We start from the raw sequence: 25,773 nt of genomic DNA, 5'->3' as shown, positions 1-25,773 counted from the left end.
ACAAATGTTTCCACCCCTTTATTTATTTTAGATTTTATTGTTAAAGTGTATTTACCAATGGATTAGTGTTTAACTCACCAATTGGGATCGGGAAAGTGTAACGCTGATCGGTAACCGGAATGGAAGCACCAGCACCGAAAGATGGAATTGGAGCTGCTTTTCTGGCCAAATCGTTGTATCTGAATCCTTCAGCTAAAAGCTCAATTCTTCTTTCTTTAAGAATTGCAGTTTCTAAAGCTGTTGGCGTAGTTAAGGCACCGTAAACATAGGAAGCATCAGAACGTGTACGTACAGCTTGCAACAATGCTTTTGAGCGAACAAGATTACCACCCGGAGCCAGTGCTTCTGCTTCAGCAACATTTAACAGCACTTCTGCATATCTGATAATCGGCACAAAATCAATGAACGGAGATACAGCACCATATTTAATAGGATAGGAATGAAGTACACCGGAAATGGTGGCATCCTGAGTGAGCTGAGATTTACGGGCATCTGTTGTTGGCCAGGATGGATCTACATAAATACCCGCTCCGGTTTTATTTAAAGAGAACTCCAGATTTCCATTACCAGCCCAGCTATAGTAATATCCTAATTGATTTTGTGTTCCCGGCGCGTTCGTATCTGCCATAGGGAAAGAGAATATCGATTCAGACGTTGTAAATGGTGCAGCAAAAACATTCACCACACTTGCCTGCAGTGCATGAGCAGTTCTTGCTGAATTGGTAAATGGCGCGGATTGCGGAACCAGCTTATTGCCTTCCTCAATCACTTTCGCATAATTACCCATGGCTAAATATACACGTGTTTTTAAGGCTATAGCGCTATTTTTATGCGCACGCGTAGTCCGCAATGAGGGAGTGCTATAAGTATCTGGCAAACCGGCTTCTGCTTCATCAAGATCTTTTAAAATCTGCGTATAAATGGCTGCAACAGTACTGCTTTTTAAGGCATTATTGGCCAAAGAAGTTTCAGGAGTTAAACGCAATGGCAAGCCTCTTGAAGCACCGTTATCAACAATATAGGGTTTTGCAAAAATCTGGATCAGTGCGAAATAATTCAACGCCCTTAAAAATTTTGCCTCTCCTGCATAGTTTGCGTTTAATGCAGGGGTTAAAACAGTACTGTTTTTAGTTAAGCCATCCAGGAAAAGATTGGCCCTGTTAATGGTGAGGTATGCTTGTGAAAAGAAACTGGCCACATAAGTGTTCGTAGCGTTATTTGTGCCCTGATATACATCATAACCCGTTACACTATTACCGGTTCTGTTAACAAATTCTTCGGCTCTGATATCATTATAGATCAGGTATCTTCCGCCAAATAAAGAACCATTTTTTGAAGAGGAATAAAGTCCGTTAATTTGGCCTAATATTCTCGTTGGATTAGCAAATGCATCCTGATCAGGAAGCGTTAGTTCCGGAGCCTTTTCCAGGAACTCTTTTTTACAGGAAGAGATGCTTCCAACTAAAGGAATTGCAAGTATAGCCGCAGTAGCTAACTTCAATTTATATGTTTTGATATGAAATAATTTCATGAATATGATGATTAATGATTATAAACCTAAACTAATGCCAAATGTAAATGATCTGCCTTGAGGGATGGAGTTACGCTCTACACCACTTGCTAAATTACTATTACCATTGGTTGAGATTTCCGGATCTACCCCGGTATAGTTCGTGATCAAAAATGCATTATTTACTGAAGCATAAACCCTCGCATTACTGATGCCTGATTTACCAAAAATGCTCTTAGGGATGCGATAACCGAAAGTTGCAGCCTGAAGGCGTAAAAAGTCGCCTTTTTCTACGTTGGCATCAATTGCGAAAGACGATCCATTTGAAACATTATCTCCATAAACTACTCTTGGAATATTAGTCTGCTGACCTGGAGTTGTCCAGGCATTTAACACTTCTGTTGAATTATTCCAAACACGCTGATCTAATAAACCAGCACGAGAGCCATTGTAAATATAATTACCGCCAGAAAATGTAAACATCAGGTTAAGATCAAAATTACCATAGTTAAACGTATTGTTGAAACCACCGTACCATTTAGGGAGTGTTCCGCCAATTACCTGGGCATCTCCTGCCGGTGATGGCGCTTGTGTGCCATCCAGATATGTCCATGCGTTTGCACCACCAAAGTGTTGATATTGAACCTCACGTCCTGCAGCATTAATAAAGATTCTTCTTCCATTTGCAGGATTTACACCATTTGTTCTTACGGCATAAATACTACCAATTGATTCACCTACCCTCGTAACACTTGCAGATTCTAAACCGCCCGTAGTACCGATAATCTGTGATACATTGGGATCTAAAGCTGTAACTTCATTTTTAATAGTTGTGAAGTTTAAACTGGCTGTCCATGAGAATTTATCTGTTTTAACAGGTGTACCGCCCAATGCAAATTCGAAGCCCTTATTATACATCGAGCCAACGTTCGCAAGAATAGTACCTTGCGGATCATTCGGGATACCTTTTGATAATGCCTGAGGAACATTTAACAATAAATTATTAATGTCTTTTTTGAAGTAATCTGCTTCGAAGGTTAACCTGTTATTAAATAAGGCAATGTTTAAACCAAAATCTAACTGGTTACTGGTTTCCCACTTAAGCTCTTTATTACCAGCCTGTCCAAAGATCCATGCAAAAGGTGTAACGCCATATAAGCCTGGACTATAAGTAGTATACTCACTGTAAGCCGGAACATTCGCATTACCTACGCGACCATAACTTGCCCTGATTCTTAGCGAATTTACCGTTTTAGCCAGTGATGAATTTTTGAAGAATTCTTCTTCGGAGATTGTCCAGCCAACTGACCCTCCACCAAAGTTACCCCACTTATTTTCTGAAGACAAGGCCGAATTACCATCTCTTCTAAAGTTACCGCTGATGTAGTATTTTCCTTTATAGTTATAACTTGCGCTAGCCAGGTATGCCTGAAAAGCAATTTCATTAATACCATTTCCGCCGGGTACATTTGTAGTATAAGTACCCTGAAATTGATTGAAGAAAGTTGGATCACCTAATCCCTGGCGAACAGCACCCCAGTTTACTGTTCTGGTATTTTGTACGTCGTTACCAACAGTTAAGTTTAAATTATGTACGCCATCAAATGTTTTAACATATTGAAGGGTGTTAATCCAGTTCCAGTTATTTCTTCTGGCGGTATTATTATAAGCATAACCGTTATAAGAATATCCGTCGCCCTGAAGGGGATTCCAAAATTGAATATTTTCAGTATTGGCTCTTTCCCAAGAAAAATTAGATCTGAAATTTAAGCCTTCCAGAATTTTAAAATCGGCACCGAGATTGGTTAAAAACCTGTTATTCTCTGAGCTGTTCACATCCTTATCTACCAATACGGTAGGGTGTGCCCATGTACTGGTAATGAGGTTAGCTGCATTTCCGACATTATTGGCAGAAATATTATAACCACCATTAGCATTATAAACGGGAACGTTTGGCGCAATGGCGATGGCAATACGTCCTAATCCTGATGAATTAAAGGCTGCACCCGGAGCCGAACCACTATTTGGTGCCCTGTTAATGCTGTTATTATAATTCACATTCATGCTTAAACTTAACCAGTCAGTAGCTTTATGAGTGGCATTCAAACGAGCAGAGTATCTTTTAAATGTATTATTTTTAAGGAAACCGTCCTGATCTGATAATCCACCAGATAAATAATAGGTTGTTTTTGCTGTTCCTCCGCTTAAAGTAACATTATGGTTTTGTGATTGAGCGGTTCTATATACCTCATCGTACCATTTGGTATCAACAAGTGATCCATCTGCATTATAACTCGGGAAGAAACTCCTGTTACTGGCATCTCTTTGTGTAGCAGGCACTGCATTTGGATTTAAAACCAAAGCATTTGCAACTGCCGTATTTTTACTATCAATATATTGCTGCGCATTCAAAAGTTCTGGTAAACGAACGGCATTATTTACGCCATACCAGCCATCGTAAGTAATTTTAGCATCACCGCTTTTTCCTTTTTTCGTGGTGATCACCAATACACCTGCTGCAGCCCTTGAACCATAAAGTGCTGTTGATGCCGCATCTTTCAAGATATCGATCGTTTCAATATCAGCAGGGTTGATATCACCAAGCGGATTGTTTGTTGCTGAGTTGGCAGATGCATCAGTTGTTGGAAATGGAATTCCATCAACAACCACTAAAGGAAATGAACTTAAAGAGATGGAGCTTACCCCACGTACCCTAATCACAGGTGGGTTGTTTAGCAAACCATTTGGCTGGATAATACTAACCCCTGCTGCCTGGCCTGTTAATCCTTGCACGAAACTTTGAACGGGCTTATCTTTTAAATCATCTCCCTTTACACTCGCTGCTGACCCGGTAAAATCTCTCTTTTTTGTAACACCATAACCTGTTACAACAACGTCAGTTAGTGTTCTTGAATCGCTTACCAAAGTCACATTTAGTGTACTTCCAGATCCAGTGCTACGTGTTTGGCTTGTGTATCCAATATACGTAAATTCTAAGGTAGACGTACTGGCAGATACACGAATACTGTATTTACCATTTGCATCGGTAGTGGTTCCTCCAGATGCGCCTTTGATTTTTACACTTACACCAGGAAGTGGCATTCCGTCTTCCTTTCCTGTAACCGTACCAGTAATTGTTCTTTCTTGCGCCATTGCAGTACCTGCAACGAAAAGCAATATGAACAAACTTTGTAGAAGTTTTTTCATAAATTAGTTTAGTTTAGTTAATAAGAGCACAATATAAAATTTAACATCCTGTAAAGCAAATTTTACAAACAAATTTTGTTTTGTAATATTTAGAGCAAAAACTGCGAAGAACTGAAAAAATTATAGCTAATAGCCCAAAAAAAGCAATTATTATAATATTAGGCTATAAATAAGATCAATTTTAAAATTATTTTTTAACTAAAAAGATACATTTAAATTAAAATGAGATAAAAGAAAAATTGTTATACAGATTCCGGATGATATGAAAACATCATCATTAATTAAAAATCTTGTTTGTATTTGGGATAAAAATTATTGAATTTATCATAAAACTTATTGAAAAAGCTACAGTAAGCGTTTTTATTTATCATTTCCTAAAAAATACTTGCTGTAGCTTTTTTACGCAGTTATTGCAAACCATTTTTGCCATAGGTGGCTGGCTCAGGGAGAATTTCCTAAACGATAGCAAGGCTTTATTTGTAACATTAGCTATCAGCGAGCTATTTGCTAACATCTTGGTGCTGTTGGTCTAAATAGCATTATTCTAATCTTGATGCCATAAATATAAACTCCTCCAGACGGAGAGCAGGCCTTAAGCAGCATTATTTAAATGACTTTTCCCAACATAGTTTTAAGCATTCCTTCAGCCTAAAAATGACGATTGTGACCAAGGATTACTCCAAGAATTAAGCCAACCAAATGAAAGAAACATTATCTTCGGGCCTTAATAAGCATATGAATAATTATTGATAACTCCACATATGAACCAAGACTGAAGTAATAATATGGAATGACAATTGGAAACACTACGAATATGATAGGAATACTGCAGTAGGTCGATGTTGATTTCGTCAACGATATTATCCATTCAGATGGTATCGCCCTCAGGCATTTAACTTGTCTAATGATAAGAAAAAACATAAACAGGTACTGGGAGTAATGTTTAGGTTTTTTACCTTATATCACCTATCCTCTTTGTTAGTAAAGAATATGAAAATCAAATATCTAAATCAACAATAAAAATTAAAAAACAAAGCGCCTGATCATAATAATGACCAGACGCTTTGCTTTTGCTTTAATTCATCAGATTAGTTATAACCTGGATTATTTGGTAGTAGCAAATCGTTGGTTGTAATTGCATCCTGAGGAATAGGGTATAATTCATCATTTATTGAACGTCCCTTAGCCTCTAAAAATACTGTTGCCATAGATTTTGCTGGATTTGTAGCAGATGGGGTTCTTTTCATATCCATCCATCTTGTTCCCTCAAAAGCCAATTCAACACGTCTTTCTTTTATAAATGCCTGTAAGTTTGCAGAAGCTAATGCAGCAAGACCTCTTTTAGTTCTTACATCATTAATTCGTGCCAAAGCAACTGCATCTGTAGGATTGTTTGAAATCATTAACTGTGCTTCACCAGATGTTAAATACATTTCTGAAATTCTAAAAATAGAGAAAGGTAAAGCACCATTACCTGATGGATCCTGGTATTTTTTGCAATACCAGCCTGGATTTGCTGTAGGTGCTGAAACCTGCTGAATGGAAGCAGCTTTTCTAGCATCTCCTGCCTCATAGGCATCAACTAAACTTTGATCAACTGGTAATTCTGCACGGCCACCACCTGGCATTGATGGGTGTTGTAAGAAAAAGTCAAGAGACTGTTGCGCCTCTGTGGCTGTGAAATTCAGTTTAAAAATATGTTCCGTTGAGACATATGGAGTAGTGAATATCGAAGCGTAGTTTGAAGTGATCTGGAACTTACCTGAATTGATTACTTCATCGGCAAATTGTTTAGCTAAAGGGTAGTTTTTACGAATTAAGTAAACACGAGCCAATAGCGCTTTGGAAGCCTGGATTGATGCGAATTTAGCATCTGTAAAGTCAGTTCCTGCTGCAATACTCGCTTGTAAATCTGAGATAATCTGAGCATATACCTCATCTTGAGATTTCCTAGGAACCTTAACTACATCTCTGTTAAATACAATAGGTACCGGACCAAATATGGTTACTAATCTATAATAAGCGTAAGCCCGTAAAAAATAAGTTTGAGTTAAAAGTGGCTTTGCAGTTGCTTCCGGTATTGACCCGCTTTTTAAAATCTCCAACAAATCATTCGCTTTTTGAATAATGGCATATGGCCCTGTGAAGTATCTTGCAACTAGCACGTTATTGGTTAATATCGCGTTATTATTTACCTCGCCGTGTTGGAAAAAAGTTGCTCTGTAAGTCAAGTTATCTGCAGATAGATCTTCTGTAGCATAACTTAAATAATAGTATGATGTGTTACTTCCAACTTGCAGGGCATCATAGATACCATTAAGTAGTTTTGGTGCTTCTGCAGGCCCTACAATTTCAGGCGAAAGAGAAGCAACCGGATTAACATCTAACTGTTTCTCGCAAGACGAAAAAACCGTTAATCCAATAGCCATTACGGCAAAAATTATTTTATTTTTCATATTATTAATTCTATAAACCAATATTAATACCGAAAGTATAGGTTTTGAACTGAGGGATACTTCCTTGATCTACGCCTGTGTTACCAACTGTGAATTCTGTAGAAACCTCTGGATCAAAGCCTGAATACTTCGTAAAGGTTAATACATTGTACCCTGTTGCATACACCCGAACATTATTCAAATGTAGTTTGGTCGTTATCGATTTCGGCAGATTGTAACCTAAAGTCACATTTTTTAATCTTAAATAACTTCCATCCTCCAAAAATCTAGATGAACGTTGTGTATTATAAGTACCTCTAACACCACCAACTGCTCTAGGATACTTAGAATCCATGTTGGATGGCGTCCATCTATTTTCATAAACTTCACGTAAGATATTAGTTGCAGGAGAAGTAGCAGATACCACACCGCCTAAACTTGCCCAACCACCTGTACCTTCAGCACCTAAGTTATAAATATCGTTCCCATATGAATATTGGAAGAAGATGCTTAAATCAAAGCCTTTGTAAGCGAAGTTATTTGTGATACCACCATAGAATTTTGGCAATGGATTACCTAAAAACTGACGATCATCGCCTGTGATAGTACCTGTACCGTTTGTATCTTCATAAATCATATCACCAGTATTTCTATCGACACCTAGTGATTTAATTAAAAAGAATGCACCTAATGGTTGCCCAACTGCTGTTCTCGTTGCAAATGACCCATCAATAGGCTGGTCATTATAAAGAGCAGTCACTTTATTATTATATGTTGAAAGGTTTAATGATGTATTCCATTTAAAATCGCCAACGAAGTTTTTACTTGAAACCTGAAAGTCGAATCCATGCCCTTCAAGACTACCAATATTTTCTAAAATGGTGTTAAATCCTGTAGTACTTGGAATTGGGCGGTTAAGCAATAGATCTTTAGTTTTCTTATTAAAATAATCAGCAGAAATATCGATCCTATTATTGAATAAACCAATTTCCAATCCTAAATCGAATTGATTAGTAGTTTCCCATTTTAAGTCTGGACTACCGATTGTACTTAATGCAAATCCTGGAGTATCATTATAGTTAAAACCTCCACCAATTAATCTTCTTGCAGTGAAGTTTCCAATACCTTCCTGATTACCGGTAGACCCATAACTTGATCTTAATTTTAGGAAGCTGACCACTTTATTATCTTTAAGGAAATCTTCTTCACTGATGATCCATCCACCTGAAACTGACGGAAAATAACCATATCTTCCTTTTTGAGGAATTTTGGAAGAACCATCTCTTCTAATCGATCCTCCTAAAAGATATTTACCGTCCCATGCCATATTTAATCTGGCTAACATGGATTCGATTTTGAAGTAGGTTAAACTAGCTGTTCCACCAGTAATCTGTGCTGCAGAAGTAACATATGGCGTTAAATCTGACGGGAAATTTGATCCGTCTACTCTGTTATTTGACTGATTGTTCCATTGAAATTCATAAACACCAGTTGCATCAATATTTAAACGGTCATCGAACAGGTTTTTATTATAAGATAACGTTTGTGTAGTAAGATAATTTTCCGTTTGAACATAACCCGATGTTCCGGACCCGTTAGATCCCTGACCTGAAAGTGAAGTAATCGGGTTATAAGTACGTTGATCTAAATAAGTATAATCAATACCAACAGCAGATCTGAATTTTAACCCTGGAAGAATTTTAATTTCAGCAAAAGTGGAGTTGAAGATATTAGACAGGTTTACATAATTCACAGACTGGAACATATGTAAAGGATTATTATAGTCGTTAGCCGCAAAGGTACCATCAGCATTGTAAATTGGCTGATCAGGTCTTGCAACTAATGCACGAGGAAATGGTGAATAAATGCTGTTATCAACCGGTGATTCTTGTCTGTATGAACGAGAAATAGCTAAATTACTTCCAACCTTAAGAAAATTAGTAATGTCATGCGTAACATTTGTTCTTAACGCATAACGTTTAAAACCTCCGAAATTTAATGCACCATCCTGATCAAAATAGTTTAAAGAAGAATAAAATTGTGTTTTTTCTCCTGCTCCAGAAGCAATTGATAATTGAATATTGTTAGTTCTTGAGTTTTCCCTCAAAATTTCATCCAACCAGTTCACATTTGCTGTAGGATTGTCAATTTGTGCCTGTGTAAATAAAGTAGCCAAGCCAGTATTGACTCTGGCTTCATTATACATTTGCCTGTATTCCGATGCATTTAATAAATCACGTGTTTTAGTCAGAGACTGCGCACCAGTGTATGCTGAAACACTGATTGTTGACTTGCCACTTTTATTACCACCTTTAGTTGTGATTATTACAACACCATTGGAACCACGAGACCCATAAATTGCTGCTGAAGCCGCATCTTTTAATACGTCTACGGAAAGGATGTCTTCTGGATTAATGTTTGCCAAGGCAGATACACCTGCTCCGGCACTGCTGGGAGTAGTACCGCTATTACTTGGTAAAATCACACCGTCCACAACATATAGGGGGTTGTTACCGGCGGTGATGGATGACCTTCCACGGATATTAATGGCAATTGGTGCACCTGGCCTGCCTGACCCAGAAGAGATTTGCACACCAGCCATTCTTCCTTGTAAGGCTTGGGCTACGTTAGGGACAGGTTGCTCTTTAAGCTCTGCTTCACCAACACTTACCCGCGCAGATGTAACATTTCTTTTTGACTGAGTACCATATCCTACCACTACAACATCAGTAAGCGCTTGCGCATCCTCTGCCAATGCTACATTTACAGTATTTGAATTTCCAACCTGAACGGTTTGAGATTGATATCCCAGATAAGAAAATTCTAAAGATACTGCTGTTGATTGTGTTACCTCCAGGGAAAATTTTCCTCCAGCGACAGTAACGGTGCCTTTTGGCGCACCCTTGATTTTTACATTTACCCCCGGAAGAGGTAATCCATCTCCTTTAGATGTAACTGTACCAGTGATTGTCCGTTGTGCAAATGCCGAAAACGACATCAGCATTAACAAGAACAAACTTTGTAAAAGTTTTTTCATGAATTTAAATTAGTTTATTTGATTAATTGAATTAAATCGCAAATTATAACTTATATAAATACAATACAATCTTTTTAAAAGCTTAAAATGATTTAGCATACAAACCAAAGCGTATTTGACCTTCACATGACATTACAACAAGCACGTGAGTTGTAGTATAATAAAGACTAAAAGTTTAGTTATTAAATCAATTCAAAAAAATATAACTCTCTCCTAAAGTTGGTATATAAGAATGAACATTTTTTATATATTAATATCCCTTGTTTTATTACTTTGGTAAATCAGGATTATTATCTATTTCTATTTGAGGAATTGGTAGTATCTTTTAGCTCTCTAAAGTAGTCTGTGAGTTTCCATTATATTAATACAACCCTATTCTGTAAGCAAATTCTCTCCACTGTGGCTTTCAAATGCCAGCTCTTTCCAACTTTTATTCAATAATGCATCTATTAATCTTTGTTGACAACTAATTATGGCATTAAGAATAATGATAGCTCCTTCTGCATTCTGATCACGCTTTCAAGTACATATCTCCAAGGCTAAATTAAAAAAGCCATAAAAAAAGTGCTTATCAAATGATAAGCACTTTTTTTTAAAAATTATATATTACTATTAATTAGGAAGCACCGTTGTAGCTACATCCCACCAAACGGGTTGAAACAGTGCCACCGTTCCTGGATAATTGCCATTAGAAACAGCTTCGCTGTTAGGATATAAAAATCTTAAAGGCGTTCTCCCTGTACCTAACACAGATGTAACCGAAGTGATTAAAAAATTCGGATATCCGGTTCTTCTATATTCTGTCCATGCTTCAAATCCTTGGGTTCCACACATTGCATAATACTTTTGTGTAATAATAGCCTTAATTTGTGAAGCCGTACTTGTACCTAACTGAGCATCAGGAGCAGTTGCAATATAAGCAGTAGCCTGAGCGGAAGTTAAGTTAACTGCAGTAAAACTTGTTTGAATACCTTGTTGAAATAAAGTGCCAAGACTACCTGCAGCCCAACCCCTGGCAACTGCTTCAGCCTGAAGGAAAGCGCTTTCAGCCGAAGAGATTAATTTAACAGGTGCTGTAGCTGACGATGGGTCATTTGCACGGCCACCAACTAATGCAGATGGCGAAGAAATCGTTTTTCCTGAGTTTGAACTCAAGTTACTTGCGCCATTTAAAATATTTGTAATTGTATCAGCTGGTGCGATTACATCATAAAATTTAAATGCACGTGGGTCATTGTTTTTCTTAAAGCCATTAACCACAGTTGCACTCGCACCCAGATTTTGCACAAAACCTAAACCTACCGTTTCATTATAAAGTGGATTTTGATTCCCACCCGTAGTAGAATATTTAATCTGTGCATCTTCATTTAAGAAAGTAGGGTTCGTTGCATATAAAGCAGCAATGCCCGCTTGCGCTTTTTGAGCATCAACACCTGAAATTCGTAAATAAGCGCGCAGTTTTAATGTATTTCCAAAAGCTGTCCATTTAGCAGCATCCCCTTGAAAAACAATATCCTGTTCCCCTAAAGAAGTTCTGGCAGAAGATTTAAGTAAAGCAACTCCCTTGTCAATATAAGTGAAAACACTGTCATAAACAGCAGATTGCGCATCATATTTTGGGCTTGAAGACTTCGTAGCATCAAGTGCATCAGATAGTGGAATATCACCAAATGCATCAGTAGCTGCCTGGAAAGTATAAGCTTTAAGGATATATGCAATCCCTTTTACATTATCACTATTTGGCGTTTCACTTTTAATAATAAGATCTGCATTTACCAATGCATTACGATAAATCGTTGACCAACTACCATCAAATGCGGTATTTGTCAGGCTATATCTATCAAAGTTCCTATATTGTGAAGCCACTGGACTCTGAGTCCAATACTGTGCCCATATTCCTCCAAAGATCTGAAATCCATTGCCCATTAATTGTCCTAACGAAGCTTCAACTGTAGGCAACAGTAACGTTGGTGTAGCGCTATCAGGATTATTTGGGTTTTGATTAACGTCAAGGAATTTCTTACAGCCGGTAAAACCAACTGTACTTGCCAGCAAAAGAAATAAGAAATTCTTTGTACTAAATATATTTTTCATTTTCATAGTATTTAAGATTAGAATGAAACTTTTACATTAACCCCATAGTTTCTAACTGAAGGCTGAGCTGAATAGTCAAAACCTTGTGCATTTCCTGCGCCAGCAGAGTTAACCTCAGGATCCGCATATTGGTTAGATTCTGGTGTCCAGATAAATAAGTTATTACCAAATAAACCAATACTTAAAGCACTAAGTTTATTGCTTTTTAATTGCTCTTTAGTAAAAGTATAACCGAGAGAAAGTGTACGAAGTTTAACAAAAGAGGCATCTACGATATTTGCTCCAGCCGCACGGTTTGGATAGTAATCTTGTTTGTTATAACCTGTTGTATTTGTAACGCTATTACCATTAGCATCAAGATAAACAGAATTAGGGAATACTGTATTGATTCTTGCTCCGCCTGTTTCAGCTGAAGTACCTGTAAATGCCATGATGTCTCTTGTTCTTGAGTAGAAAACACCCCCATGTTTAGTATCAAACAAAACACCTAATGAGAAGTTTTTGTAATTGATATTGGTTCCTAATGATGCCTGATATTTAGGATTATAACTTCCCAGATACTGCGCAGCAGTTGTATTTACCGGAATACCTGTTCCTTCATCTACAATAGTTCTTCCTTGAGCATCTTTAGCTTCTGTGATACCATAGAATTCACCGTAAGCCTTACCCACTGCAGCAACGATAGACATTCCTGAGAAACCACCTACGCTAATTTGTTCTAATCCATCTCTTAAAGAAACCACTTTACTTCTGTTTTGTGTAAACGTACCATAAAGCTCAACGCTGAAGCCAGAATTGGTTTTAATAGGCGTACCTCTTAAACTTAACTCAATACCTTTGTTTTGAATTTCACCAGCATTGGTTACACTAAATCCATATCCTGTTGAATTCGGAATAGGAATACTTAGAATCTGGTCTTTTGAATTATTTACATAATAACTAAAATCAACTGATAACCTATTTTTTAAGAAACCTAACTCTGTACCAATTTCAAATGAACTTGTTTTTTCCGGTTTTAGATTAGCATTTCCAAGAGTTGAACTAACCATTAATGCAGTTACATTTCCGAATGGGAAGGTGGTACTACCAAAGCTACCAAAAATCTCTCCTCTTGAAAAAGTAGTGAACAATTGGTAAGGATCAGTATCATTACCTACTTGAGCATAACTTGTACGTAATTTACCATAATCCAGGAATTCAAATCCTGAAGATTTTTTTAACACCTCTGAGAATAGGAATGAGCCACTAACGCTTGGGTAAAAGAATGAATTATTATTTACTGGCAAAGTAGACGACCAGTCATTTCTAGCTGTAGCTTCTAAAAACAACATGTTTTTATAAGACAAGTTTAAATCTGCATAAAGACCAAACAATCTTCTATTACTGATATAATCTGTAATTACATCAACAGGACCATTACTGTTTGCAAGGTTATACCAGCCTGGAACAACTAAACCACCACTTTCATTGGTAGCAGTAACGTTAGTAGAAGTATTTCTCATCCTAATGTTATTACCCAACATTAAAGATACATCAAAATCATCACCTAATTTCTTCGTTGCAGTTACCATTAAATCATTCACCACTTCATTCACATTATATTGGCTTATTTTATACGAACCATTACTTACTCGTGAATTACTACCAGCCGTGTAATTACCTGCATCATCTGTAGGTACAAATGAGTATTTAGGACTTGATTCTAGCCGTCTGTCGCTATAAGTATCTAAACCTAAACGCTCAGTTATATTCAACCAGCTAGCTGGTTTGTAATTTAAATTAATGTTACCTGTAATGCGATTCACATCGTCTTTATTTTGGTAATTTTCAAGAATCCAGTATGGATTCATACTGTAAGCACCATAATAACCATATGTATCAGGATCGCCAGCGCCGTATCCATAATATGGATTAGTCAAATCTTTGAATGATGTGATTGGCATATCTCTCGGCGTTTGAAGTACATTATCGTAAACAGAGCCACCAGCTTGACCACCAGCTATTTGCTTAGCACCGATTTTAGAGTAATTGAATGATACTCCAGCAGTGAACTTATCACTCAATTCAGCGGTACCATTGAAACGAACATTGTATTTGTTAAACACATCATTTTTCCCAGGAAAAGTTCCATTTGAGTTTAATGAGTTTAATCCAAGATAAAAAGTCGTTTTATCACCACCACCAGAAAAACCTAAGTTATTATCAGTAGCAAAGCCAGTGTCGAAAAAGTCACGAAGATTATTTTTCTGTGCAGAATAAGGCTTAGTTAAGCGAACACCACCGATCGATTGTCCATATTCCTGAGTTTTACCAGTAAAAGGTGCTCCCCAGCTCCAGTTTTCTTTAGGATCATTAACGTAAGTAGTATTGGCATCATTAGTTCCCACTTCATCATAATATCCCTGTCCGTATTCATTCTGTAAATCAGGTAACTTAAGAACAGAAGAGAAAGTATTGGCCGTACTAAATGTAATTTGAGACTTAGCACCTTTAGCACCTGTTTTAGTGGTAATAATTAAAGCACCATTTGATGCGCGTGAGCCATATAATGCTGCAGCTGCGGGGCCTTTAAGCACCGTTACAGAAGCAATGTCATCCGGATTGATATCGTTACCACGGTTACCAAAATCCACACTTGTTAAGCTAGAACCTCCACCAATTACACTTGAGTTATCAATTGGTACACCATCAATAACAATAAGTGCTTGATTGTTCCCTGAAATGGATGAACCCCCACGTAAAACCACTCTTGATGAACTACCAGGGGTATTGGAAGAAGAAGTAATGTTTACTCCGGCAATCTTACCGCCCAAAGAATTAATTACACTTGGGTTTTGCCCTGAAGTTAATTCAGTATTATTTAATGTTGGGGCAGAATAACCTAATGTTCTTTTTTCTCTTTTAATCGCATTTGCAGTTACAACAACCTCAGAAAGGCCTTGCGAATCACTTGTTAAAATTACATTGTAAACAGTTGATGCAGTAAGTTTAACTGTTCTTCCTGCATAGCCTATGTAAGTTAATTCTAAAGATGTAGCAGATGATGGAACCGTTATGGAATACTTTCCATTTGCATCTGTCACGGTACCAATTTGTGTACCATTTACTTTTACACTTACACCCGGAATTGGTAATTTGTCATCCGAAGAAGTAACTGTACCAGTGATTGTTCTATCCTGGGCAATGGCATTAAATGCCACAAACATAAGGATAAACAAACTTTGTAGAAGTTTTTTCATGAAAATTTAAGTTTTTATAGATATAATTTTAAGCTACCAAAGCTAGTACTGTTAGATTAGCATTTAACATTATTTAACAACAGCAAGGAATAAATGACAAATTATTGACAATGGTACGTTGTTGAAAAAACAAATTTTGATTTAAACGAACTCTATTAATCTTTCAACTTAAGAAAACTAATTGCTGAAAAGAAAGACATAATGCAATATTCTAGCCCACTAATACAAAGTATCACTTAAGCCATAAAGCTAATAAAGGATTCCGAAAAAAGAGTTGAAAGTTAGATTTAGAACACATTTATATACATGTTTGCAAATGCGAAGCACATTGCACTATATCATCTGATATAGTTTTAAGCATAAGTTAATTATACTAAAATCTTATTTTACACTCTCTCGCCATGAATAAGAATGATGAAAAGATACATAAATTTGATTAGATACATCCGATTAAATATGATCAGAACTTATAATTTTCGTCAAGCTATAAACTATTATAGAAATTGAAAATATGAATTAAGTCAACATCTTTTTTTAAATCCAAATCATTTTCTTTAATATAAGCTAAAATTAGAGGGGCTTTCTCTCCAAATGCTTGTTGAATAGATTTATTATCTCGTTTAAATTCGACAAGAGTATTCTTAGCAAAGTAGTAATATTTTATTCTTTCAATAATTGATTTTGTGGTAACAGCAGAATTATATTCTCTATATTGTTCGATATGCTTAACATTTTTCTTCGCCAATTTAAAGGTACCATCATAAAGAATTTCATAATAACTTTTCTCTGTTGAACCTTTAAAAGGCTCAAAACCGTTTCTAAATAAGGAGGATTTTTTTAAACCATTAAAACTGTAGTCAATTCTAAACTCTATAACCGGCACAGCAAACCCAAGTTCTTTTCCATTAATATCTTTATATATTACCTCATCTTCTAGCTGATCATATTTAAGCTCAATGTCATTGAAAATCTGACCATTAGCTTGTTTAATTATTCCTTTACTCCAGTTATCTACAAAATATGGCGTCCCTTTAATATCATTATACACTCGGGATCGGAGTGGCATCCCCATAGATTCTTTTAATCTAAAAAATTCCTGGCTATAAACATCACTAGTCAATATTAACAGATATAAAATGATTGCTGACTTATAAATTAGTTTCATATCATGAATAAATAAAAAAGGAGCTTTATATAAAGCTCCTTTAAATTTAATAAAAATATTCTAATTATAGCTTATCCCACCACATCCTATTATTGATACTGTTATTTGACCATCCTTGTTGTGCCAATGCAGCATTATAATTAGCTCTATTGGTCGTCTGATCGGCAGTTGGATAACCAACTCTTCTCGGAAGATTTGTGCCATTTTGCGAATTAGGACCTGGAACCAGTGCCGGGAAACCAGTTCTTCTGAATTCTGTCCATGCTTCCCACCCATCTAAATATAAAGCCACCCATCTTTGGGTTGCTATTTGCTGTAATGCAGTTGTAGGATTGTAAACGATGCCAGTAGCCGTTTTAAATGTAGGATCAGCTACACCATATTGAGTTAAAGAGGCATCTATACCTGCGTTATAATATGTTGCAGCAGTTGCGTCGCCTCCAGCGGTCCATCCTCTTTTAGCACCTTCAGCCAATGCAAATTGAACTTGTGCGCCGGTGAAGATATAAGCTGGTGATCCAGCAGCACGTAAAGTTGAACCTATACGACTGTAAGCATTTGGAATATTTACCTGTACCTGAACACCAAATTGCAATCCTATAACTTGATTTCCAGCTAAAACCTCACCATATACAGGAAGTCTTGGATCTGTACCTGTTCCATTATTTTTCATTTGATCAACCAAAGTTTTACTAATCGCAAAATCATTACGATTCGATATGCTATAATTGTTATACCAAGGATTATAATTGTTTGGATCACCTCCATCAAATTGGTAAGTTAAATTCTCACTCGCCGTAATTGGTGTGGCCGCAATTGCAGATACAAATTCTGTAGCTGCAAATTCTCCTGTATTAGGATAAACCTTCGAAAGTCGCAATGCCATCAAAAGACGCTGTGTTGCGGCAAATTTCTTCCAAGTATCCATATTACCATTAAACATTATATCACCTGTTGGACCTGCGCCACCATCCATTTGTGCAACAGCTTCTTTAAGCTCCTTGAATAAATCTTTATAAATGTCTTCCTGCTTAGAGAACTTAGGTGTAATATTTGCACTGTTCAATGCTTCAGCATACGGAATATCACCCCATCTATCAGTAATTTTCCAAAATACATACGCTTTCATAATTCGAGCTACCGCAATTTGGTTCTTTAAAGATCCATTTGAAGCTGGATCGGCTTCTGGAGCCCCTGCAGTTGCAAAAGTGATAACTTGATTAAGATTTTTTAAAATCTCTGAATAAAAAGTATAATAGCTTGGATTTAATGTACTTCCGGCATCATTAAAAGGAGAAACAGTTAGATAAGGCCCTTCGGAAAGATGCTGAGCAAAGATTGCTCCGCTAGATGACAATGTTGTAACAGCTGCAGTATTAGCCGAGGGCTGAGTAGTCGACTGATCTCCTCTAGCCTGAGTTTTTTGCATTGCATAGGTTAATAATGCCTTAGTTGCAGCCTTAGAAACCTTAGTTTGATCGACATTAGTATCACCAAAATCTCCAAACTTTTTACAGCCTGTGGCTAACATGCCAAAGCCAACTACAAGCAGTATATATTTTTTAATATTTTTCATGTTTATAAAAATTAAAGTCCAACTCTTAAATTCAGACCAAATGTACGCGATGATGGCAATTGACCGCCTTCTTGCCAGAAATTCTCAATTTCCGATGGATCAACACCATATTTTTTACCAGGAGCTGCAATTAACCATGCGTTTCCAACTACAAAACCTAAGTTTGCAGATTTAAGGAAACCTGTTCTAGCCAAAACTTTACTAGGCAAATTATAACCCAATCTTACTTCTCTTAATTTTAAATATGATGCGCTAATCATGAAAAGCTCTCCCGAACCTGTTTGCATACCATCATAAAATGCTGTGCTTGCACTTACATATCTGTTATTAGGTTGCCCATTCGCCAATACACCGGCAAACTTATAACCACCTCCTTGTGCAACTGGTAGTCTCCAATCAATACCTTTATCATTTAAACCCACTGTTTCCTGCGATAGACCACTACCCATATTAAATGCCCGAGTTGTTGAATTAAATAATCCGCCCTTTTGAAAATCTAAAGAGAAGCCTAAATCAAAATCAAAAACTCTTAATGATGAATATGCACCACCATTGAATTTCGGACGGGCATATCCTACAAATTGATTCGTTGTAGAAGTTGGTAAGCCACTTGCAGCGATGATAACATTCCCATTTGCATCACGGTTCCAGGTACGTCCTAAAATATAGCCCCATTCTTCACCTTCACGAAGGTTCAATGTATTTCCAAAAAATGTACTCGTTTGATAAATTACATTTGTTTGATTATCAGTAATTTTATTTACAATGGTTTTTGACTTACTAAAGTTTACAGTTAGATCCCAACTTACGTTTTTAGATTGAACAGGTGTTCCTGTTAAACTAAACTCGAAACCTTTATTCGTTAAATCACCTGCATTAATTAAGTTAGTTGTGTAACCTGTTGCACCATTTAATGTCACTGCTAAAATTTGGTTTTTATTTTTGTTCACATAATAAGCAAAGTCCAAACCAATTCTATTTTTTAAGAATTTCATCTCTGTTCCAATTTCAAATGAATTGGTTTTTGCAGGAATTATTCTGCCATCTCTAAATTCATTGCCAATAGCTAAAGATGGATTGGTTCCATAAGCAGGTGAAGTATTATATTGAAGATTAACTCTATAAGGATCTACATCAGAACCTACCTGAGCATATGCGAATCTTAACTTTCCAAATGAAAGGGCATTTTTAACGCCAGCAGGCAAAAACTCTGAGAATACAAATGACGTAGATATTGAAGGGTAAAAATAAGAATTCAAATCTGGAGCGAAAACTGATGACCAATCATTTCTAGCTGTAATGTCTAAATAAAGAAAGTTTTTATATGCCAATGATGCTTTACCGAAAACACTTCTTACTTCTTTTTCATAATAGTCGTTAATGGTAGTTGGTCTTGCTAAGGAAGCTGCAATATTGAAATAGTTAGGAAAACTTAAGCCCCCTGCTGTTGACATATCTATTCTTTCTCTTTTTTCATGACGAATATTACCTGCAGCTAATGCATTTAACGTAAAGTCACCAAACGTTTTATTATAAGTCAAATTTAACTCATAGTTGAATTCAGTATCTGTCCAGTTTTTTGTCTTAAAATAATCCTGTTGTAAGCCACCTGTAGCCATACGCTCGTCCCCAGATTCATTGTTAATGTTTCCTCTTAAGAAACCTGCTAACGCTAAACCACTACCTAGATCATATTTTAATCCCAAGTTACCAACCAATCGGTTATTTCTTTGTGTTCTATAATTATGATTAACCACCCAAAAAGGATTATCCCAGTATTGAGGAGTAGTAATGGATTTAAGGTCACCTGTTCCATTTGGATTACCAATGTTCCATGATGTTACCGTACCATCAGCTAAAACCTGATGATCTCTTAGATAGTTCATATCCAACTGACGCTGGAACCATTGATTAAAACCTTGTACAACATTTAATCCATCGTTACGATAAGTCTCATATGGCTGACCAATTCTATTTTCCTTTGCAAATTGAATATCTGTAGAAACAGTTAATCTTTTACTAACATCAAACGATCCGTTAACATTTAATATGTTCATAGAACGGTTTGCATTTTCTTGTACAAGAGATCTCGTTTGGTTTGTGTAACCCACACGAAGATTATAACCTTCTCCACCAGTTGTAAATGCAATACTGTTATTGTAACTACCGCCAGTTCTTAAATAATCTTTAATGTTATTAGGCTGGGCAGTTAAAGGGACTAACTTGCCAAAGTCTTCTCCAGGATACCAGCTGTAATAAGGACGGTACAAAGAGCCATCGATTTTTGGACCGAAACTCGCATCTGCGCCATAATCTAGCATATTTTGACCATTAAAAGCTGCCCAAGAAGCTGGATGAATTGCAGGGTTATAAACAAATTTTTCAAATTGACCCGTATAACCCCCAGCATATTCATTCTGGTAATCAGGCAATAAAGATGTTTTTTCGATAGCAACACCTGAATTTATCTCAATTGATGTTCCTGCTTTTCTACTCCCTTTTTTACTAGTGATAATTACTACACCATTATAAGCACGTTGACCATATAGGGCAGTTGCAGCAGCACCTTTAAGGACAGTAATACTTTCAATGTTGTCCATGTTGACATTCGCCTGGTCTGCAGGAGTTCCATCAACCACAAATAATGGCTGCCCTACAGTAAAACCATTAATTCCACGAACAATAATGGAAGCATTATCAAATGATGAGCTTGGAGAACCATTTAACTGAACACCAGCAACCTTACCTGCTAAAGCTGTGCTGATATCAGTATTTTTTGCAATAGTTAATTTTTCACCCTTAATTTCAGTTGCAGCGTATCCTAAAGCCCTTGCTTCTCTTTTCTCTCCTAAGGCAGTTACCACAACTTCAGATAATGAAGTAGCGTCAGCTATAAGAGAAACATTAATTGTAGTTGCCGAACCAATTGTTTTTGTCTGAGTAGTAAAACCGATCGAGCTAAATATTAATGATGTAGCAGATGCTGGCACTCTTAAAGCAAATTTTCCGTCTGCACCTGTTACAGCACCACCCGAGGCACCGGGAATTTTAACACTTACTCCTGGAATAGGTAATTTGTCATCCGTGGAAGTAACTGTACCACTGATTGTTCGATCTTGAGCGATTGCTGTTACAGCAAAAAACATAAGAATGAACAAACTTTGTAGAAGTTTTTTCATAATTTAATAATAGGTTAGTTAATGATTAATGATTTTTCTAATCTAAGAATTGAAAATCACTAAAGAAAATTTATTTTAACATTTTTTAACATTGTTAAAACAACAACAACAACCCAAACAACACACTGATAAACAATAGCTTATAAATCAAAAAAGTTACTTAAACGTTTTACTTACTACAAAAACACTCCAATAAAAAAGCAATTAAATCTTAAAATACACTAGATTTTTATCTAAAAAATCTAGTGTAAGCAGAATAAATTTTCTTTGTGGCCCAAAAAAAACCAAAATCAGCAGGACATATTGTACAATTTACACTTAGGCACCATAAAAATAAAGCCTGAACGAATTTAAATTTGTAAAATTATTAGAAAAGACTGTTTTTGAACTGTAAGGGCAGGGTAAAACCAGTTAGTATCTGCAAAATACCACATTACTAAAAAGCGTTTTTCCGCTTTCCCAAAAATTCCTGAATAAAGGATCATTAGCCAGATAAACCACTGTTCCCCGGCCAAAATTCTGCACACCGATCAGCAATCCTGATTTTAACTCCTCCCTGACTTTTTTACCCACTACCCCGGCCATTAAGCTTTTATCATTTAACAGACCAACATTCCAGCCTTCTGCAAATGGTTCGTATATTTTTCGATCGGTTTTTAAGGTATAATAGGTTTTCCCCAAGCCATACGCAAAAGGATGGGTTGGATCAAAGTTCACCTTATAGATGGCACCTGGAATTGCAAATTCGTAATCATCTTTGTCCTTATCCTTAAAAAGAAGCTTATTTGGTACTGGCTTTTCATCTTTTTTAGCCATTACCTCTTTCTTTTTAATCTCAAATCCTTTTTTATCCAATACACTTTCAATTGCATCTTCCATCAAAATCAGTTTACCCCCCTTATTCAACCAGGAAGTTAAGCCGTCTCCAATAAAAGCACTGTAACTACCATCGGGCAGGATCAGGGTATTCACTTTATTGATATCTAAATTGTTGATATCTTTAGCGGTTATAATGCAGGCAGCAAGATTGAGATCATGTTCCAGGTAAAACCAAACCTCACCAAAAGCGAGTGAAGAGACTTCATTTCCTGAAACAATAGCTACTTTTGGTTGCTTCAGGATAGGATAGACGTTCGATCCAAAATCTTTTCCTTTCTCTACAAATCCACTGGTAATGCCCATCACAGGCTTATTAAGTTGTCTGGCAACCTGTACAATTTTTGCCCTTAAATCTTTCACAGATCTTTCATTTTCTGTCCGGAATACGATTAATGTCCCGGCAGGATATTCCTTGCCTGAAACGGTAAAAGGTTGGTCGGCCTGGCGGACTTTAATATTTTCCTTCTGCAAACCATTTAAAAGCTGCGCATCTTCTGCTGCTCCCCAGGTAAATAACCAGGCCAGAGGTTTTTCTATATCATTTGCCACCTCTTCAGCAAGGGCCGGATCAGGATATTTTCCCTTAAAGTTTTCCTTACTTGCATAGCCTTTTAAAGCATAAACATATGGCAAAGCCCAGGCAGTAATATCATAAGTATTCGAATCCGTCACCAGCGTCTGTGGTTCCAGTAATACGTTAGCCAGTACTGATCGCTGCTGCTGCAGGTTTACAATTAAATCATTCCTGCTTACTGTAAAATTTTCTTCTTTCTGCGTATCATAATCGTATCCTTTCCCTGATTTTTCACCCCCGTAAGCAAACTCAATTTTGTTCTTTTTTAATAATTCAGCCAATTTCATTTGACGAGATAAATTACTGGCCTTAATGACAAAGGTTTTATACACCCCCGGGCTGCTGGTTATTTCTTGCTGAAAGTATTTTTTATATTCTTCCAATAACCTGTTATGATTTTGAGAAGCAACTTCTATGGTAGACATGCCGGTGGTAAAATGATGCGCAATCCTATCTTTTAAAGTTAGTGTATCACCATCATTGGTAACAACAGATAAACCAGCCCTGATCCCTCCCTGCTCATAGGTCATTCCGATGGAGCCATTATATAGCGGATAAGTGTCACCATAAGAAGGGTATAACAAGTCGAACCGTTCTTTTGTAAAATATGGCCAGCCCTGCTCATCAAAATATTTAGCGTTGTTCTTTCCTACAATGACCTGAAAACTTTTTTGCCAGGGTGTAATGTCCTGATGCACCGGTTCTGCTGCCGGAGCAAAGTAATAAGGCTCATTATAGCCCTGTTCATGAAAATCTACATGTACCTGCGGCATCCATTCATTGTACAAGGCCAGCCTCTGCTGACTTTCAACCTGTGTTTGCCAGGCCCAATCGCGGTTTAAATCAAAATAATAATGATTGGAGCGTCCTCCTGGCCAGGGCTCAATATGCTCCCTTGCCGTAGGGTCTGAATTAGGTGTCTTACCAACTACACTGTTAAAATAATTTACATACCGATCCCTTCCATCCGGATTTAAGCAGGGGTCAATCACGACTACCGTATTTTTCAGCCAGCTTGCAGCCTGTTGATTGGTGCCGGATGCCAGGGCATAAAGCATTCTCATTGCTGTTTCGGTAGAATTAGCCTCATTGCCATGCACATTATAACTCAGCCAGGTAATTACAGGCTGGCTGCTTAAATTAATATTATTGGCTGCGCCAGATGCCAGCTTTAAATTATTTTTCTGTATCTCATCTATCCTGGCCATGTTATCTGCCGAGGAAATTACCGCAACCATTAAAGGTCTGCCTTCATTGGTTTTGCCGTAATTAATCAGCTTTACGTTTTTAGGTGCTGCAATTGCAGTTTGCCTGAAGTATTCGGCTACCTTATAGTGAGGGGTAAAATGTGACCCCAGTTCATAACCCAGAAATTCATCCGGCGATTTTACCTGAGCCTTAACAACAAAGACGGAAGCAATAGTAAAAAATAAGAGGATAAGGCCTTTCTTCATAGAGGAGATAAATTTATCTAATATACTAATTTGTTATTTGTTGCGATGAAAGCTTAATTTTACAGTAAATTTTTATGAAAATCATGATTACCACTGAAAAGTTATACAGCCATTACCAGAAAAACCCCATTATTTCTACAGATACCAGAAACATTACTGCAGGTTGCATCTTTTTTGCATTAAAAGGCGATAACTTTAACGCAAATGAATTTGCAACCCAGGCGATTGAAAAAGGTGCGGCTTATGCAGTGATTGATGAAGAAAAATTTGCGTCTGACCAATGTTTATTAGTGGATGATGTACTTACCGCACTTCAGGACCTGGCCCGCTATCACCGGCAGCAAATAAACATCCCCGTAATTGGTTTAACCGGCAGCAATGGCAAAACAACCAGCAAGGAGCTGATTAATGCGGTACTATCAGAACAATACAAAACTTTTGCCACCTTCGGTAACCTGAATAACCATATTGGCGTACCGCTTTCTATCTTATCCATTACAAAGGATGTGGAAATTGCGGTGATTGAAATGGGCGCCAATCATCAGAAAGAAATAGAATTGCTTTGTACCATTACCCAACCTACGCATGGCATCATTACCAATGTGGGCATGGCCCATTTAGATGGCTTTGGCGGATTTGACGGTGTTAAAAAAGGCAAGGCAGAACTTTATGCTTATCTTAAAGTGCATAACGGCTATACTTTTATCAACCGTGACAATGCTTACCTGATGGAAATGAGTGCAAAAGCCGGCCTAAACAAACTCATTTACTACGGTACTGAAAATGGAAATACCATTAAGGGAAGCTTAAAAAGCAGTGATCCTTTCATTGAAATCGATTGGACCAATCATGACGTCGCTTCAACTGTTAAAACAAATTTAACCGGAAGCTACAATTTCGAAAATATCCTGGCAGCAATCTGCATCGGCGACTTCTTTGATATGAGTCCTGATCAAATTAACACAGGTTTAGCAGGTTATCAACCTAAAAACAACCGTTCCCAACTTACTAAAACAGAAAAAAATAAGGTGATTTGCGATTTTTATAATGCCAATCCAAGCAGCATGTCTGCGGCACTGGGTAACCTCTCAGCCCTAACTGCTGATCATAAAATCGCAATTTTAGGCGACATGTTTGAATTAGGGCCAGAGTCGGCAAAACAGCATGAACTTATTGCCACACAAGCTTCAGAAAGTGGAATTGACGAAATTATATTAATTGGGCAGGATTTTTATGCCTTTAAAAATGAAATTACCGCTACCTTTTTTCAAACTCCTGCAGAAGCCGCCGCATATCTTCAGGAAAAGCAAATTAAAAACAGCCTGGTATTACTAAAAGGCTCGAGGGGTATGAAACTTGAAAGCTTATTGCAGCTTTTGTAAAATAAATAATGATCTGATCAGGTTCGTGAAGAAACGAACCTG

At 37.0% G+C, this 25,773-nt stretch carries 11 protein-coding genes; 1 reads left to right on the top strand and 10 read right to left on the bottom strand.

The window, feature by feature from the left end:
• Nucleotides 1-40: 40 nt before the first annotated feature.
• From OQ267_RS02775 to OQ267_RS02730, 10 genes are all read right to left on the bottom strand, one after another.
• Nucleotides 41-1,531 carry a RagB/SusD family nutrient uptake outer membrane protein gene (locus OQ267_RS02775; protein WP_265834793.1) on the bottom strand — a complete coding sequence of 497 codons (1,491 nt, stop codon included), beginning with the start codon at nt 1,529-1,531 and terminating at the stop codon, nt 41-43.
• Nucleotides 1,532-1,549: 18 nt separating this feature from the next.
• Nucleotides 1,550-4,717: a SusC/RagA family TonB-linked outer membrane protein gene (locus tag OQ267_RS02770; protein WP_265834792.1), complete on the bottom strand. Its 3,168-nt coding sequence runs from the start codon at nt 4,715-4,717 to the stop codon at nt 1,550-1,552.
• Nucleotides 4,718-5,805: 1,088 nt separating this feature from the next.
• Nucleotides 5,806-7,173 carry a RagB/SusD family nutrient uptake outer membrane protein gene (locus OQ267_RS02765; RefSeq protein WP_265819428.1) on the bottom strand — a complete coding sequence of 456 codons (1,368 nt, stop codon included), beginning with the start codon at nt 7,171-7,173 and terminating at the stop codon, nt 5,806-5,808.
• Nucleotides 7,174-7,183: 10 nt separating this feature from the next.
• Nucleotides 7,184-10,189 carry a SusC/RagA family TonB-linked outer membrane protein gene (locus tag OQ267_RS02760; protein ID WP_265819427.1) on the bottom strand — a complete coding sequence of 1,002 codons (3,006 nt, stop codon included), beginning with the start codon at nt 10,187-10,189 and terminating at the stop codon, nt 7,184-7,186.
• A gap of 612 nt (nt 10,190-10,801) precedes the next feature.
• Nucleotides 10,802-12,283, bottom strand: a complete 1,482-nt coding sequence (locus tag OQ267_RS02755; RefSeq protein WP_265834791.1) for a SusD/RagB family nutrient-binding outer membrane lipoprotein — start codon at nt 12,281-12,283, stop codon at nt 10,802-10,804.
• A gap of 17 nt (nt 12,284-12,300) precedes the next feature.
• The gene (locus tag OQ267_RS02750) at nt 12,301-15,522 is read right to left on the bottom strand and encodes a SusC/RagA family TonB-linked outer membrane protein (protein ID WP_265834790.1); all 3,222 of its coding nucleotides are present in this window, start codon (nt 15,520-15,522) and stop codon (nt 12,301-12,303) included.
• A gap of 484 nt (nt 15,523-16,006) precedes the next feature.
• Nucleotides 16,007-16,687: a hypothetical protein gene (locus OQ267_RS02745; RefSeq protein WP_265834789.1), complete on the bottom strand. Its 681-nt coding sequence runs from the start codon at nt 16,685-16,687 to the stop codon at nt 16,007-16,009.
• A gap of 64 nt (nt 16,688-16,751) precedes the next feature.
• Complete coding sequence (locus OQ267_RS02740) at nt 16,752-18,263, bottom strand: SusD/RagB family nutrient-binding outer membrane lipoprotein (protein WP_265819423.1); 1,512 nt, start codon at nt 18,261-18,263, stop codon at nt 16,752-16,754.
• A gap of 11 nt (nt 18,264-18,274) precedes the next feature.
• The gene (locus tag OQ267_RS02735) at nt 18,275-21,442 is read right to left on the bottom strand and encodes a SusC/RagA family TonB-linked outer membrane protein (RefSeq protein ID WP_265834788.1); all 3,168 of its coding nucleotides are present in this window, start codon (nt 21,440-21,442) and stop codon (nt 18,275-18,277) included.
• 411 nt (nt 21,443-21,853) lie between these two features.
• Nucleotides 21,854-24,349 carry a M14 metallopeptidase family protein gene (locus tag OQ267_RS02730; RefSeq protein ID WP_265834787.1) on the bottom strand — a complete coding sequence of 832 codons (2,496 nt, stop codon included), beginning with the start codon at nt 24,347-24,349 and terminating at the stop codon, nt 21,854-21,856.
• Between the two features lie 83 nt (nt 24,350-24,432).
• Here OQ267_RS02730 and OQ267_RS02725 point away from each other — a divergent pair, with 83 nt between their 5' ends.
• Nucleotides 24,433-25,731 (top strand): UDP-N-acetylmuramoyl-tripeptide--D-alanyl-D-alanine ligase, encoded by a 1,299-nt coding sequence (locus OQ267_RS02725; protein WP_265834969.1) that lies wholly within the window; start codon nt 24,433-24,435, stop codon nt 25,729-25,731.
• Nucleotides 25,732-25,773 lie beyond the last annotated feature (42 nt).

The sequence above is a fragment of the Pedobacter sp. MR22-3 genome, assembly GCF_026240075.1.
Taxonomy (GTDB): domain Bacteria; phylum Bacteroidota; class Bacteroidia; order Sphingobacteriales; family Sphingobacteriaceae; genus Pedobacter.
Note: the sequence above shows the minus strand (reverse complement) of the source record. Positions and strands in the feature narration are given on the sequence as shown.

What these genes read in the sequence shown, in the direction of transcription:
- OQ267_RS02760 (WP_265819427.1), bottom strand. Translation starts at nt 10,189, where the DNA reads ATGAAAAAACTTTTACAAAGTTTGTTCTTGTTAATGCTGATGTCGTTT.
- OQ267_RS02735 (WP_265834788.1), bottom strand. Translation starts at nt 21,442, where the DNA reads ATGAAAAAACTTCTACAAAGTTTGTTCATTCTTATGTTTTTTGCTGTA.
- OQ267_RS02765 (WP_265819428.1), bottom strand. Translation starts at nt 7,173, where the DNA reads ATGAAAAATAAAATAATTTTTGCCGTAATGGCTATTGGATTAACGGTT.
- OQ267_RS02725 (WP_265834969.1), top strand. Translation starts at nt 24,433, where the DNA reads ATGATTACCACTGAAAAGTTATACAGCCATTACCAGAAAAACCCCATT.
- OQ267_RS02755 (WP_265834791.1), bottom strand. Translation starts at nt 12,283, where the DNA reads ATGAAAAATATATTTAGTACAAAGAATTTCTTATTTCTTTTGCTGGCA.
- OQ267_RS02730 (WP_265834787.1), bottom strand. Translation starts at nt 24,349, where the DNA reads ATGAAGAAAGGCCTTATCCTCTTATTTTTTACTATTGCTTCCGTCTTT.
- OQ267_RS02745 (WP_265834789.1), bottom strand. Translation starts at nt 16,687, where the DNA reads ATGAAACTAATTTATAAGTCAGCAATCATTTTATATCTGTTAATATTG.
- OQ267_RS02740 (WP_265819423.1), bottom strand. Translation starts at nt 18,263, where the DNA reads ATGAAAAATATTAAAAAATATATACTGCTTGTAGTTGGCTTTGGCATG.
- OQ267_RS02770 (WP_265834792.1), bottom strand. Translation starts at nt 4,717, where the DNA reads ATGAAAAAACTTCTACAAAGTTTGTTCATATTGCTTTTCGTTGCAGGT.
- OQ267_RS02775 (WP_265834793.1), bottom strand. Translation starts at nt 1,531, where the DNA reads ATGAAATTATTTCATATCAAAACATATAAATTGAAGTTAGCTACTGCG.
- OQ267_RS02750 (WP_265834790.1), bottom strand. Translation starts at nt 15,522, where the DNA reads ATGAAAAAACTTCTACAAAGTTTGTTTATCCTTATGTTTGTGGCATTT.